Here is a 14,097-nt window from a genome sequence, read left to right on the forward strand (position 1 = left end):
AATAGGGGGAGAAAGTAAGTATACAGATGAAATGGCTTCATTTATTATAAAGAAGAGAGGTGTATAAATGAGAAGAAGAAGTGCTGCAGTGATTATCGAAAACCGGAAAGTTGCGCTGATAAAAAGAACTCGTGAACAAAGAAGGTATTATGTATTTCCAGGAGGCGGCATAGAAGACGGAGAAAATCCAGAACAAGCAGCTGTTCGGGAAGTATATGAAGAACTCGGTGTTCATGTAAGAATCATCAAACTTTTTGATACCATAAATTTTGATGGTAAACAATATTATTTTGCCGCAGAGATAATAAGTGGTGAATTTGCGACAGGACTTGGAGAGGAGTATACGAATTCTAGTAGAAATAGGGGGACTTACCAGCCAGTGTGGATAGGACTGGATGAGCTTATTTATTTGGATGTTCGGCCAGGAGAAATCGTGGAGAAGCTGATAGATAAGCAAAGTTGATTACATGTTGGGCTCTAGCAGGCTTATTAAAGTAATTCTTCGGAACATATGATAAAATCAATGTATATCAATTTTGGAGGGATAGCTATGTTTGGGAAGCTTTTTAAAAAGAAAGAAAAACAGGAAATTGAATTATTCGCCCCCGTCGACGGGGATGTAATTCCTTTGGAAGAAGTACCTGATCCGGTATTTGCTGAAAAAATGATGGGGGACGGAATTGCGATTAAACCATCTAACGGTAAAGTCGTATCACCTGTTGACGGAGATATTGTACAAGCATTCCCGACAAAGCATGCTGTAGGGATTAAAGCTGACAATGGTGCCGAAATTCTAATTCATATTGGATTAGAAACGGTTTCCTTGGATGGAGAAGGATTTACCATCCATGTAAAAGAAGGAGATAAAGTGAAAAAAGGCGATGCCCTTGTTGATGTGGATCTAGATGTGGTAAGTGAAAAAGCTGCAGATACGGTCACACCAATGCTTATTACGAATATGAGTGATATCGAAGCATTAAATAAACAAGATGTGAACCAAGTACGTGCAAGTGAAGACGTTGTGATTACTGTTAAATAATGTGGTAAAGAATTAAATTGGTGGTTTTTCGCTTTATGGCGGGAAATCACTTTTTATTTAAAAACTTCGTTGAGTACAGGCGTGAATAACATTGCTTCTGTATGAAGTATTCAAAGGGAACATTTAAAATAATAAATGCATAGGCTGCACAGTAGGGAATTTACCTAAAATGATTCCATTTATAAGTGAGGCGGCTAATATGTCTAATCCATATAATCCAAATCAGCATATGGCGTTTTTTAATCAGCAACAACCTCGGAATTTTCAGCAGCAGCCGAATATGGGACAACATTCGATGGAGCAGCAGGTGTTGTCTGCGATGTCTCCAGTAATCAACCACGGGATGCGGGAAGCGCAACATCTCGGTTATCCGCATGCATTAAGAGAGGCCATAGCAATTGCATATTTGATGGGGCAGGGACAGGATTTTCATTCAGCGTGGCAAATGGTAGAGTCTTGGTGGAGACCGCAAACTCTTCAACAGCCTGGGACTTTTTATTAAAAAATACAATAAATCAAGATAAAAATGCCGGTTTCTAATCGGTATTTTTTATTGGTTACAATATGACATTTTTCGAAGAGAATAAATAACACAGATTTATCCTGTACAAAGAAAATTACCTTTAAATGAAGTTTTTACATGTACAGCTAATATTAAACTAATCAAAATTCTAAAAATATAAACTAAAATAAAAAGTACAGGATAGTCTTCTCCCTCGTCCATCATCTAGCTGTTATAAATTAATTTGTCTTTTTTTGTTGAATTAAAAAATATTGTCGAAAATTTTTCGTATAATTGTATACAATTATACGAAACTATGATATGATATCGAAAAGTTTTAATTTATATAATTCAGAAAAGGGGGAATAAATAATTTTGCAAGCGGTTTCTTTTTAAAATAAGAGGAGGGAAAAAATGAAGAAGTTTCAAATAGCAAAACTACTTATTGCACTATTAATTTTAGGGATTACTTTAGTAGGATGTTCTAACGATGGGGCGAATAACGAGGCAAACTCAGAAGGAGATGTAGAATGGCCACATAATACTACGACGCTTATTCTTCCGTTTGATGCCGGAGGGAGCTTGGATAGTATGATGCGAGTTATTGCTCAGCAGTTAGAAGAGGAATTAGATACAAAAATACAAATTGATAATCGTCCTGGGGCAGCTACACAGGTTGGAACTACCGTTTTTCAGAATGGGAAAGATGATGGATCTGTTATATTTGGTGGTACGCAATTATACTTAAGTGCTAGTATTCTGCTACAAGATGCAGATTATGACATTGATGATTTTTCAATGGTAAATATTGAACAATTTGATCCAATCACAATAACTGTGCATAAAAATTCGCCTTTTGAAACATTTGAAGAGTTAATTGAGTATGCAGAAGAAAATCCTGGAGAGCTTAGCTATTCTACGGTAAGCGGTGGGCCATTACATCTTACCGGAGTACTGTTGGAAGAAGAGTTAGGAATTGAATTTAAACCAGTTTTTTATGATGGCGGAGGGGAAATGCGTAACGCTCTTTTAGGAGAGCACGTTGATTTCATGATTGGTAATGCTTTGGGGGATAGCGCAATTGAAGACAACATTAAAGTTCTATCTGTAGCTTCAGAAGAAAAAATGGATTTATGGCCAGATGCAGAACCTATAAATGATGTATTAGCAAATTATGATGTAGAAGTCCCTTTAGTAGGGTCTGTTCGGTTCTTAGCTACACATGATTCTTTTAAAGAAAATAATCCAGAATTGTTTGAATTACTTACAGAAGCATATCAAAATGTATTCGAAAGTGAAGAATATCAAGGTTACATCAAAGATAACAACGCAGAGGAAGTAAGTGAATTTCGTGGCCCTGAGGAAAGTGATGAATTAAATCACTCTCTACATGACTTATTAGATGAATATAAAGACAAACTTAAAGAAGAATAATACAACATTAGAAGAAATTAAACTAGAAAACTATATTGGTTCCACTCGAATATTTTATTAGTCATGAACCTTTTATTTAAAATTCATGACTTTATTTTTTTCTAAATTTTATTATAAGGAGGGGTAATGTGGGAGGATTAGGAAAATTTTTTAATACATTTGTCCATCGCGTTATTGTAGCCACAGGTATCCTTATTTTTTCAGTAGTATATTTAGTAGATATTAGTTCACTAAACAGCGCACAGGATAAACTTATGGTCAATCCGATTATTTGGATTATCATTCTACTTTATCCACTAATCATATGGAAAGAATGGAAAGAAGTAAAACAATCCACTAACACAGATGAAAAAGATTCCGATGAAGCAGATGAATCATCTGCTAGATTAAGCAAAAAAGTATTTTTGTTTATGCTGTCAACATTAATTTATTTAGTATTAATGAATTATCTCGGTTTTTTAATAATGACAATTATTTATATGCCAATCTTGATGAGAATATTAGGAACAAGTTCGAAAAAAGTTCTAGTTATTTTGCCAATAGTATTTACACTGCTTCTTTTCTATCTATTTAATAACCTTTTGGGAATACCTATTCCATCAGGAATACTATTAGAGGGGGTATTGTAGATGATTGAATGGCAGTCACTAATGGATGGAATAGTCATGTTTATGAACTGGTTTAATTTCCTTTTAATTATATTAGGGCTACTTTTAGGGGTTATACTCGGGGCTATACCAGGTCTCACAGGATCATTGGGTATTGCGTTGATGCTTCCAGTTACATTTACGATGGAACCATTATCCGGACTTGTGTTTTTAATTGCAATCTATACAGGAGGTTTGTTTGGGGGAGCAATAACAGCGGTTTTGATTAACACTCCTGGATCACCAGCAGCAGTCGCAACTACCTTAGACGGTTATCCAATGACAAAGCAGGGTCAGCCAGGAAAAGCTCTAGGTCTAGCGGTAGGGTCCTCTGCTATAGGGGGAATGATTGGAGGATTTGTGCTCCTATTAATTATTCAACCTCTTGCCTCCTTTGCATTAAAGTTTGGTCCCACGGAAATGTTTCTTGTAGCAGTATTTGGTTTAACAATTATATCTTCAATACAAGAAGGAGGCTTTGTTAAATCAATTTTTGGAGGGTTGTTCGGTGTTTTATTAGGTACTATCGGCATGACAGATACTGGAGCGGTACGAGGTACTTTTGATAATGTTTATTTATTGGATGGAATCCCAATGATTCCTGCATTAATCGGTTTATTTGCAGTATCTGAACTCTTTTTTCTTGCAGATAAACAATTTGTGTCTAAGCAATCAGCAAATCAAAATTTAACTTCTCAAATTTTAAAAGGTATCAAATCAATCTTTAGATATCCGTTTAATTTAATCAGATCAAGTGCGATTGGAGTTTTTGTTGGTGCCTTGCCAGCAGCAGGTTCTACGATTGCCAGTTTACTGAGCTATAATGAGGCGAAACGATTTTCCAAGTCTAAAGATAAATTTGGTAAAGGGAATGAAGAAGGAATTGTAGCAGCGGAATCCGCTAATAACGCTTCTGAGGGAGGGGCACTTGCTACGATGCTTGTTTTAGGTATTCCAGGAAGCGCATCAACGGCAATGTTGCTTGGAGCTATTATTATGCAAGGATGGGTTCCGGGACCAAGATTATTTATTGAACAAAGTACAATATTATATGGTGTTATTTTTTCAATGGTTGTAGGTTTGTTCTTTTTGATTTTTGTTGGAGGAGCAGTATCTTTAGGGGCAGGCCGTGTTATAAATATTCCTACTAGAATTCTTATTCCCATCATCATAGTATTTGCTTTAATTGGTGCATTTGCTACACGAAATTTATTATTTGATGCCTTTTTAGTATTTATTTTTGGAATTATTGGTTGGTATTTACGAAGGAATAAATATCCTGTCATTGCGGTCGTACTTGGCTTGATTCTTGGTCCAATTGCGGATTCAGAATTATTGAAAAGTGTACAGCTTCATGGTAGTGAAACGATTAATGCCTTTTTAACTCGCCCTGTAAGTATCATTCTAATTATCATTACTATCTTAGGTGTATTCTTGCCAATTATTCTTGATAAATTAAACAAAAAGAGTAAAGTTTCCTAATAAATAGGGATAATAAAATGAATGCTATTGTTTTTTTATTTCTTGCATATTTAGGAGGCATAATTGGCGTTAAATTAAAAATACCTGCTGGTGCACTTTTAGGGTCTATGTTAATGGTCGGGGTTTTTAGCATTGTCGGCATGATTGACTCCCAGGAGATACCGCCTTTGATTCGGAATTTATCTAAAGTTGCTTTAGGAACAATGATAGGCTTAATGTTTACTAAAAATATACTTTATCTCCCATTTAAAAAATTAATCAGTTTTATAATACTTGGTTTTGGAAGTGTAATATCAGCTGTTGTTGTTGCTATGATTCTTAAAGGAATGGGAATGACTCCATTTGTTATGACTTTAGTATCTGTTTCACCAGGTGGAATTGCTGAAATGCTGACTTTGGCAGATTCTATACATACGGATACACAAGTTGTAGCAATAATGCATTTAATTCGGTTTGTAACATTAATGCTACTTTTAAGATGGATTCTTAAAACGTTTAATAAACAAGGTGAAAAGACATGAATCAATCTTTAAAGAAATTTGTGATTGTAGTCAGCATAGCAAGCGTAGGAGGATATATTGGGCATATTTTAAATTTGCCAATTGGCATTTTAATGGGGAGTTTTATTACTGTAGCAATCGCGAAAATTAGTGGTTTGAAAGTACCTCCATTAAAGAAAAAGTATAAGCAGATGATACAAATGCTAGTTGGTGGATTAATAGGATTGAATTTACAGCCGGATATCGTATCGTTATTTTTTAATCATATAGTTCCTGGTCTTATAGCAACCGTTTTTCATCTTTTATTTGCATTCTTAATTGCCTATATATTTACTAAGCTGTTCCGTTTTAAATGGTTAACTGCGTTAAGTGGAAGTTTACCTGCGGGAATGAGTGAAATCTCGATTGTAGCCGATGAAATAGATGTTGATGTGGAAGTAGTAATGTTAATGCATTTGTTTCGTATATCTCTTTTAATTTTAATATTACCCGTAATAATCAAATTATTACTGTTGTGAGGATAGGAGTGAGAAAATGGAACAATTAACGGTGCCATGTGTTGTTTATAGAGGCGGTACAAGCAGAGGATTATTTTTCCACGAAAAAGATTTACCTAAAGAAAAAGAATTAAGAGAAAAAATATTTTTAAAAGGTATTGGAGCGGAAGATGTATCTCATGTAAATGGCCTTGGAGGAGGAACCTCTCATACTAGTAAAGTTGTAATCATTAATAAAAGCGTAAAAAAAGATGCAGATATAGACTACACTTTTGTTCAATTAGGAATTGGAAGTGAAGTAATAGATTACGAAGGAACTTGTGGGAATCTTATGGCTGCAACGGGAGCTTTTGCAGTGGATGAGGGGATGATAAACGTATCAAAAGACATGGAATCCACCCTTGTTACGGTTTGGAACGTTAATATTAAAAAATATCTTAAGATAACAGTTCCACTGGAAAATGGAAAGGCAAAGGTAGATGGCAGTTTTGAAATACCAGGTGTTAAAGACCCTGGCGCTAAATTCCTTGTTGATATTAAAGATCCTGGCGGGGCAAAAACAAAGAAGACATTACCGTTGTCTGCAAAGTCTATACTGACTATTAGCAAAAAAAAATATGCTTACTCATTTTGCGATATTGTTAATCCATTTGTATATCTAGATGCAGAATCCCTTTCTCTAACAGGTGCTGAGCAAAATGAAGAAATTATGAAAGACCCACTTATTATGAAAACATTAGAAGATATGAGAGGACATATAGCCGTTAAAAGTGGGTTAACTCCCAGTTTGATAGAAGCAGAAGAAAAATATCTTGCTTTACCAAAGGTTTCTTTTGTCAGTAGACCTATAGATTATTTAACGTCTACTGGGAAGCGAATAAAAAAGAATGATTATGATATTCTAGCTCGTATGGTATCTATGAAGAAGATGCATCGGACCTTTGCAGTAAGTGGCTTACTAAACTTAGCAGGAGCATGTCTTTTAGATGGCACGATTCCTAACCAAGTTTCTAAGATAAAGCCATTGGAAAATGGACAAATGGTAAGGATTGGACATCCAGAAGGAATAATTTCTATTAGAGTTCAAAAAAGTCAATTAGAAGAAAGAATTAATTATGTTGGTTTGGAAAGAACAGCACGTAGAATTATGTCTGGTAAATTATATATACCGCAAAATTAAGTTGAATTAGGAGTGTTAAAATGAGCTGGTTAGTACGAAATAATTATGAACATCCGATTAAAGTGATGAGGAGAGAATTAAATACCAAAGGAATTATTAAAATGCCAGGTGCACACGACGCAATGGCAGCTTTGCTAGCCCAAAAAGCTGGATTTTCAACTATATATTTATCTGGAGCAGCTTTAACCGCAAGTTTAGGCATACCAGATTTAGGGGTGCTCACATTAACAGAATTAACAAATCGTACAAGAGAAATTGTTCGTGCTACAGGAATGCCGCTCCTTGTTGATATTGATACGGGTTATGGAAGTATATTAAATGTAACAAGAACTGTATTTGAAATGATAGACGCCGGGGCTGCAGCCATTCAATTAGAAGATCAAGAACTTCCTAAAAAATGTGGCCATTTAAACGGAAAAGTACTAGTAACCAAAGAAGAAATGGTGAGAAAAATTCGAGCAGCTAGAGAAGCAGATCCTGATATCGTTATTATAGCAAGAACAGATTCTTTCGCCCAAGAAGGGTTAGAAAATGCTGTTGATCGTGCAAAAGCATATTTTGGTGCTGGGGCAGATATTATCTTTCCAGAAGCATTGCAAAGTAAAGAAGACTTTGAACGATTTGCTAGAAGAGTTGATTTTCCGCTTTTAGCTAACATGACAGAATTTGGACGAACGCCGATGTTTACAGCAGAACAATTTGAAGAGATGGGGTATAAAATCGTAATATATCCAGTTACATCTTTGCGTATAGCAAGTAAAGCGGTAGAGCTTATGTATAAAGAAATAGCTGAGACAGGTACACAAAGTAATTTATTAAACAAGATGCAGACAAGGCAAGAATTATATGATGTTCTTTTATATGAAAAGTATGAATTATTAGATGAAAGTATTGCGAAAACAAATATGGAGGAATTGATTAAGTAATTAGTTTTATTTATTGCAATATCTTCTTGATATAAAAAACCACAGAAATGCTGAATTACAGTAGTTTCTGTGTTTTTTTCTACATTTAATAAGTAATTACTTATTAATATTTTAATGGTTTAATTATATTTGAAATATTATAATTAAATAATTCGTAAAAAATAAAGTATATTAATTGAGTTTGAACCATATACATGCTTTTTAACTGTCACGCTTCCTAATTATATGATATTCTTTTATATAAGGTATTTCTAAAATCCCATGGAGAAAAGAATTAATTAGGTGACATCTAACTTAATACTATATTAAGGATGGATCTATATTGGATAAAACAAAAAGATTATCAACAACTGATTATATTTATGAACAAATAAAAAAAGATATTATCGAGTTTACTTATGAACCCAATGGCCGTTTAGTTGAAGATTCGTTAGCTAAAAAAATGGAGATAAGCAGAACTCCATTGCGTCAAGCATTATATCGATTAGAATTGGAAGGTTTAATAGTAAAAAAAGCTAATGGGAGAATGGCTGTTGCTCCAATGTCTATGAAAGAAGCGAAAGAACTTTTTATGGTTAGAGAGGTAATGGAAGGACTCATTGCCAGAGAGGCTACACTGAACATTGCTCAATCTAATGATTTTGATGGAATCATTAATAAGTTTGAAGACATTACATTTTTAATGCGAAATTCTGCAGAAAATGAACGTAAAATGGATGTAGTATCTTATGGAAGTGATTTTCATAGTTTATTAGGTGAGTACAGTAACAATGCCACGGCAGTAAATTTACTAGAACAGATAAATAACCGGGTATCTAGGTATAGACGATTAGGTGTTTATAAGGATCCTGAATATCCACGTACTTTACCAGTCGAAGAACATGAAGAAGTATTGAAACATATGAAAGCTAAAAGTGAACATGCAGCTGAAGCAGCAATGCGTGCACATATTAAACGTAGCTTGAAAAATACGATACATGGGTTGTCTTATCTGTCTTTATAAAAAGTAAGTAAAGCAGCTTAATATTCAAATAATATATTAGTAAACCAGCACCTTCTTTTTGTGGGAATTTAAGTTAAAGGAGGTGCTTTTGTTATGCCGTGGAGTCATTAACATTCTTAAGCAATAAAACTTTTCAATGTCCTTTGTAATTTTTACTTCTTTATAAAGCGTAAAAGAATTTGTTTGCTGTTTTTTCAATCAGTATAGGTGCTAATGTATTAAATACTTAATTGAACTTACACATATTATTTTATTAATTATCAGCCCAGCCCGCTTTTGCATATAGTATTAACGACTAATTTGAGGGAGGCTTTTTCATTGTCAGAATATCTTCATTCAATAGAATTATGGTGTAAAGAGATGGCGCAAACATATCGGGAAGCAAGGGAATCTTTTCAAGAGGATGTCCGTAGAGATGCATTAGCTGAATGGGAAAAGGAATTCAATCAATTTCAAAAGGAGCTTGCAAATCATCAAGCTATAGAAGAACAGGAGGCTTATAACCAAGCGAATCATTTGTACACAACATTTAACCAGTATATAGAACAGTACACGGAGGAAATGCGAGCAGAAGGGAATCGTGAAAGAGTGGTTCCAATCGGCGGCCATACGCTTCCGCCGCTTCCGTACAGCTATGATGCTTTAGAGCCTTATATCGAACGCCGGATTATGGAGCTGCATCATGATAAGCATCATCAGAGCTATGTGGACGGTTTAAATAAAGCGGAACTGGAAATGCAGCAGGCGCGTTGGGATAATAATTATGACCTGATTAAGCATTGGGAAAGAGAAGCAGCGTTTAACGGTGCAGGACATTATCTACACACGATATTTTGGAAGGTGATGAGCCCGGATGGGGGCGGGGAGCCTACTGGAGATTTACTGCATGAAATCGAGCAATCCTTTGGCAGCTATGACCAGTTTAAAGCACATTTTACAGAAGCAGCAAATCATGTTGAAGGAGGTGGCTGGGCTATTTTAGTATGGTCTCCGCGGGCAAGACGTCTGGAGATTCTTCAGGCGGAAAAGCATCAAAATTTAAGTCAATGGGATGTGGTACCTCTTCTCGTCCTTGATGTGTGGGAGCATGCCTATTATCTGCAATATGAGAATGTGAAAGAGGATTACGTAGATAATTGGTGGAATATTGTCAATTGGACGGAAGTGGAGAACCGATTTAATAAGGCAAAACAATTGAAATGGCAGCCTTTTTAATAGGCGTTATAAAATGTTTAAATTTAAGCAAATACCAAATTTTCTTTTAAAATGAAAGTTTTAGCACTCATTTTGAAGGGAAATCCTCCTGTAGATGTAAAAATGAGGGAGGACAAAAGTTGTATGAAGAAGCATTATATTTTGGCAGTCATGGTATCTTTTTTACTAATATTAGCGGCATGTAATGATACAGGGGAAAATGACGCAGAAGACAATGGCAATGGAACAGATACACCAGAAGTTGATCAAACAGAAGAGGGAGAGGTAAATGAGGAAGAAGAGCTTCTGGAGGGAGCCCTAGATGCTTTGTCTGGAATTGATCAGCGTTATGAAGAAGCAACGATTACCATGGAGATGTCCTTAGATGAGGAGCTGGAGGAAGAACTGGGAGGAGAAGAGAACGCTGAAACAGAATCTTCTACTACGATGCATATGTACTCATGGCAAATGAATAATGAAGATGGAACGGTCAGTGAACGTACGGAAATAGAGACAGATGGCGGCCCAGTAGAATATAGCGCCTCTGATGATAGTGAAACTTCCATCAATTATACAGAGGGTGATGATACGGCATACGAAATCGAAATGTTAGATGTGGAAGCAAATCCAGCAGAAATCCAAATGGAAGAAGATCAGATTCGCGAGATGATGGATACGCACGACATTACCTATGAAGGTGAGACTGCTGTTAATGAATATGATGCGCATCACTTCGTATTCACAGATGGAGAGGAGGAAATCGACTATTATTTTGATACCGAAACCTTTGTCATCGTCCAGATGGAGATGAGCTCAAATGATGGTGAGGTTACAACAAGTATGGAATTAGAGGATTATGCACTAGACTTTGATTACGATGAAGGTTTTTTCCAGTTAGAGGACGTATTGGATGATAAGATCAAGGTTGAACAGGTAGCCCCTGATGAACATATGGAAGAGCAATTGGAAGACGAAGAGACGGAGGATAATGAAGCATAAGATGTATGATTTGCTTCTATATATTAACAAGGAAAAAACGGCTTCGTTGCAAAGGAGTCGTTTTTTTGGTGCGAAAAAAATTATTTCATCTTCCGGAGCATTAAAGGAATAGTTTGTTGGGTTAAAGTAAAAAGAATAAATTAATGAATAAAATAGAATCGGGAATTAAGTGATTGAACCTATTTCCATTCTCTTGTGAACTGGCAAAAGATAAAATAATAAGGGGACGAGGTTATCGTAAACCTATTGTTGAGAATTATATTGTTTTCTACTTGATTAAGAACAAAAATGTATTGATTATGCGCGTTTTATTTGGCGCTCAGAAATACGATGATTTAGTAAAATGATTTTAATTAATCATAGAAAATAAAGGCTGATACAAGTCATTTTTTTCTTGGTTTGGTATCAGCCTTTTCTGGCATACAGATAGTTACTGTCGTGCATCTTTTCGCTATTCCTCCAAAGCAGCTTGAATATATCTATACAACACACTGTCCAAGCCAAAATGCAAAGCAGGCTGTGGGTTTTTAGCGTAAAACTTTTCGGCGCTCTCTATCAAGTCCTTATTTCCTCCTGAAAAAGTATCCATCAATTCTTGCCATTCCTCTGCCAAGCTCTGAACGGATGGATCCTGTGGAGATACGCCATCTTCATGCTTGTCTTTTAACGCTCCAAGCAGTTCTTTAAAGCGTTTTTCCCCTTGTTTGTATGCTTTTTTTCCTGTATGAAGATAGTGTTCTCTCATTTTATCAAGCTGTTTATTTGTAAAATAGTCGGAACGATTTAATCGAATCAATTCAAAAAGGGAGGTCAGCTCTTGGAAAGAAATAGTTTTCATCTTAGCTGCTTCCTGTTTGGTATATTCTAACTGGCTCAGCAGTTTTTCCTGAACAGCTAATTCTGCTTTGACCCGGCTAATTTGTTGATCGAGTGTATCTAATAGGTTCTCGTTGTGTGTTTGGATAATCTCCTTTATTTCCTCCAATGGTAAATACATTCTTTTCAACACGAGAATTTGCAGCAGCATCTGCATATCCTCGCTGGTGTAGCGCCGATGTCCCGCCTCTGAATAGAGAGAAGGCGAAAATAACCCGATTTGATCATAGTACCTTAGTGTACGGATGGAAAGTCCTGTCAGCGCTGCTAATTGCCCGGTTGACCAGTAATCTGGCATGTGCTCACCTCGTTTGTAAAATAGTTTGTATTTCAGAAGGGTGAAATACATAGCTTCTGCCGCAAATATGGCATGTTGTATCAATAGAAGTGCTTGTTTCCACGGCTTTTTGTAATTCTTCTGCAGATAGGGAATACAGAAAGCCATAAAACATTTCCTTCGAGCAGGAACAGGAAAATTGGATTGGCTTATGTTCCAACACTTTAGAACGATAAAAGCGCTGGTTCAACGCCTTTTCTATCTCGGCGTCATTCATGTTAAGCAGCAAAGAAGCAAGGTTTTCTGCTTCGAATTGCTCCCGTACAAAATCCAATGCACCTTCCTCAGCTCCAGGCAAGGCCTGCGCATAGATTCCATAACTTTTAAGAAGACAGCTATTCCTGTCCAATTCAATATTTGTTTGTATCATGGTATCTGTCTGCTCACTTTGTTTAAAATAATAGGCAAAATCATCGTCCATATTTTGATAAGGCATATCTGTAACCCCAGTGAATTGGCTCATTTCCAATCCTTTCATCATTCGTATGGAAGCTTTTGTCCCGATAAGGTCCTGGAGTGAGTGGTTTGAATTCTGTTGTCGGGATGCTTTTAAAAGTGCTTGGCTGACGTAGCCGCGTACATTTCCTCCTGCATCTGTATCTGCATATATTTTATGATTCTTGTTCGTTAATGTAATAACCAAGCTGATTCGCTGATTATCCTTCAGTGCTGCGGAAAGAAGGCTCAGAATGGAAACCGCTTTAGCTAAAGCAAAACAGCAGGTCTTATCCTTTATTGTACTTAACTCCATGATTTCCTGTAGCATTTTTGTGTTATCCGTAAAGTATAAACGGATACTTTTATCTAAAATAAGGGTTTTTATAATTGTATTTATCATGTGATCCGCTCCTTTCTAATAATAGGATAAAACATGACGTGACGTAAGGTTCAAGCTTCATTTGGAAGAGTGTAAAAAGGAAGAACGGTCTTTTACAATATGGACAGTTCATCTTAAAATAGAATTAACAGGAATAGAAAGCAAAGGAACATTTCAGGTATTTTCATCAGCATGGTTACCGTGGAGGTGATAAAACAGTTGAAGCTTATACATTATTCTGTACAGGAAACAGATACACTTTATGCAGTGAAGGCGTGGCTTCCGGAAGATATGAGCGCTATTCCAATTGGCAAGCTGGGGCAATTTCATTTTCCAAAAGGGTATTATGTATATGCTGGCAGTGCCAAACGGAATATTCGTGCGCGGGTGGACAGGCATCTTCAGATAGACAAAAAGAAGCGCTGGCATATAGATTATTTACGCCCTTATTTACAAATTGAGGCTGTGCAAACGTATCCCGGTTTGGAAGGGGAATGCGGGCTTTTTCAGCGGTTGATGCGGGAAAATGCAGGAACAATGCCGGTAAAAGGCTTCGGATCATCGGATTGCAGATGTTTTTCGCATTTGTTTTATTCTGGTGAGGAAATGCCTGATTTTATTGGTTTTTAGCATCAGCAGCGGAATATTTAGGCAGAGAAAAGGC

17 protein-coding genes are annotated in these 14,097 nt (G+C 36.2%); 15 read left to right on the top strand and 2 right to left on the bottom strand.

Annotated elements, in window-relative coordinates:
* Positions 1 to 67 precede the first annotated feature (67 nt).
* The 14 genes from ACZSMY_RS13220 to ACZSMY_RS13285 all read left to right on the top strand — a co-directional run bounded on the left by ACZSMY_RS13220 (position 68) and on the right by ACZSMY_RS13285 (position 11,750).
* Positions 68 to 463 (top strand): NUDIX hydrolase, encoded by a 396-nt coding sequence (locus ACZSMY_RS13220; protein WP_042531331.1) that lies wholly within the window; start codon positions 68 to 70, stop codon positions 461 to 463.
* 87 nt (positions 464 to 550) lie between these two features.
* Complete coding sequence (locus ACZSMY_RS13225) at positions 551 to 1,039, top strand: PTS sugar transporter subunit IIA (protein WP_042531333.1); 489 nt, start codon at positions 551 to 553, stop codon at positions 1,037 to 1,039.
* 169 nt (positions 1,040 to 1,208) lie between these two features.
* Positions 1,209 to 1,541: a hypothetical protein gene (locus tag ACZSMY_RS13230; protein ID WP_246528982.1), complete on the top strand. Its 333-nt coding sequence runs from the start codon at positions 1,209 to 1,211 to the stop codon at positions 1,539 to 1,541.
* A gap of 414 nt (positions 1,542 to 1,955) precedes the next feature.
* Positions 1,956 to 2,975 carry a tripartite tricarboxylate transporter substrate binding protein gene (locus ACZSMY_RS13235; RefSeq protein ID WP_193062620.1) on the top strand — a complete coding sequence of 340 codons (1,020 nt, stop codon included), beginning with the start codon at positions 1,956 to 1,958 and terminating at the stop codon, positions 2,973 to 2,975.
* 128 nt (positions 2,976 to 3,103) lie between these two features.
* Positions 3,104 to 3,604, top strand: a complete 501-nt coding sequence (locus ACZSMY_RS13240) for a tripartite tricarboxylate transporter TctB family protein (protein ID WP_052484958.1) — start codon at positions 3,104 to 3,106, stop codon at positions 3,602 to 3,604.
* Positions 3,605 to 5,104, top strand: a complete 1,500-nt coding sequence (locus ACZSMY_RS13245; protein WP_193062622.1) for a tripartite tricarboxylate transporter permease — start codon at positions 3,605 to 3,607, stop codon at positions 5,102 to 5,104.
* A gap of 17 nt (positions 5,105 to 5,121) precedes the next feature.
* Positions 5,122 to 5,625 (top strand): AbrB family transcriptional regulator, encoded by a 504-nt coding sequence (locus ACZSMY_RS13250; RefSeq protein WP_042531337.1) that lies wholly within the window; start codon positions 5,122 to 5,124, stop codon positions 5,623 to 5,625.
* A complete protein-coding gene (locus tag ACZSMY_RS13255; protein ID WP_042531338.1) occupies positions 5,622 to 6,122 on the top strand; it encodes an AbrB family transcriptional regulator in 501 nt (166 codons plus the stop codon). Before ACZSMY_RS13250 ends, ACZSMY_RS13255 begins: the two co-directional genes overlap by 4 nt.
* A 16-nt stretch (positions 6,123 to 6,138) precedes the next feature.
* Positions 6,139 to 7,281, top strand: a complete 1,143-nt coding sequence (locus ACZSMY_RS13260) for a PrpF domain-containing protein (protein ID WP_042531340.1) — start codon at positions 6,139 to 6,141, stop codon at positions 7,279 to 7,281.
* Positions 7,282 to 7,301: 20 nt separating this feature from the next.
* Positions 7,302 to 8,207 (top strand): methylisocitrate lyase, encoded by a 906-nt coding sequence (prpB, locus tag ACZSMY_RS13265; RefSeq protein ID WP_042531342.1) that lies wholly within the window; start codon positions 7,302 to 7,304, stop codon positions 8,205 to 8,207.
* Between the two features lie 322 nt (positions 8,208 to 8,529).
* Positions 8,530 to 9,210 carry a GntR family transcriptional regulator gene (locus tag ACZSMY_RS13270; protein ID WP_226894739.1) on the top strand — a complete coding sequence of 227 codons (681 nt, stop codon included), beginning with the start codon at positions 8,530 to 8,532 and terminating at the stop codon, positions 9,208 to 9,210.
* A 300-nt stretch (positions 9,211 to 9,510) separates the two neighbouring features.
* On the top strand, positions 9,511 to 10,425 hold the full coding sequence (locus tag ACZSMY_RS13275) for a superoxide dismutase (protein WP_413465439.1): 915 nt from the start codon (positions 9,511 to 9,513) through the stop codon (positions 10,423 to 10,425).
* Positions 10,426 to 10,548: 123 nt separating this feature from the next.
* A complete protein-coding gene (locus ACZSMY_RS13280) occupies positions 10,549 to 11,403 on the top strand; it encodes a hypothetical protein (RefSeq protein WP_465147874.1) in 855 nt (284 codons plus the stop codon).
* A gap of 173 nt (positions 11,404 to 11,576) precedes the next feature.
* The gene (locus ACZSMY_RS13285) at positions 11,577 to 11,750 is read left to right on the top strand and encodes a type II toxin-antitoxin system RelE/ParE family toxin (protein ID WP_084612888.1); all 174 of its coding nucleotides are present in this window, start codon (positions 11,577 to 11,579) and stop codon (positions 11,748 to 11,750) included.
* A gap of 104 nt (positions 11,751 to 11,854) precedes the next feature.
* On the opposite strand, the gene ACZSMY_RS13290 is transcribed toward ACZSMY_RS13285, so the two are convergent.
* The gene (locus tag ACZSMY_RS13290) at positions 11,855 to 12,577 is read right to left on the bottom strand and encodes a MerR family transcriptional regulator (protein ID WP_465147875.1); all 723 of its coding nucleotides are present in this window, start codon (positions 12,575 to 12,577) and stop codon (positions 11,855 to 11,857) included.
* Positions 12,578 to 12,581: 4 nt separating this feature from the next.
* Positions 12,582 to 13,454 (bottom strand): Hsp33 family molecular chaperone HslO, encoded by an 873-nt coding sequence (locus ACZSMY_RS13295; RefSeq protein ID WP_042531350.1) that lies wholly within the window; start codon positions 13,452 to 13,454, stop codon positions 12,582 to 12,584.
* A 198-nt stretch (positions 13,455 to 13,652) separates the two neighbouring features.
* On the opposite strand from ACZSMY_RS13295, the gene ACZSMY_RS13300 reads away from it, so the two are divergent.
* The gene (locus ACZSMY_RS13300) at positions 13,653 to 14,063 is read left to right on the top strand and encodes a GIY-YIG nuclease family protein (RefSeq protein WP_226894740.1); all 411 of its coding nucleotides are present in this window, start codon (positions 13,653 to 13,655) and stop codon (positions 14,061 to 14,063) included.
* Positions 14,064 to 14,097: the final 34 nt, after the last annotated feature.

The organism is Oceanobacillus sp. B139/18 (genome assembly GCF_055524595.1).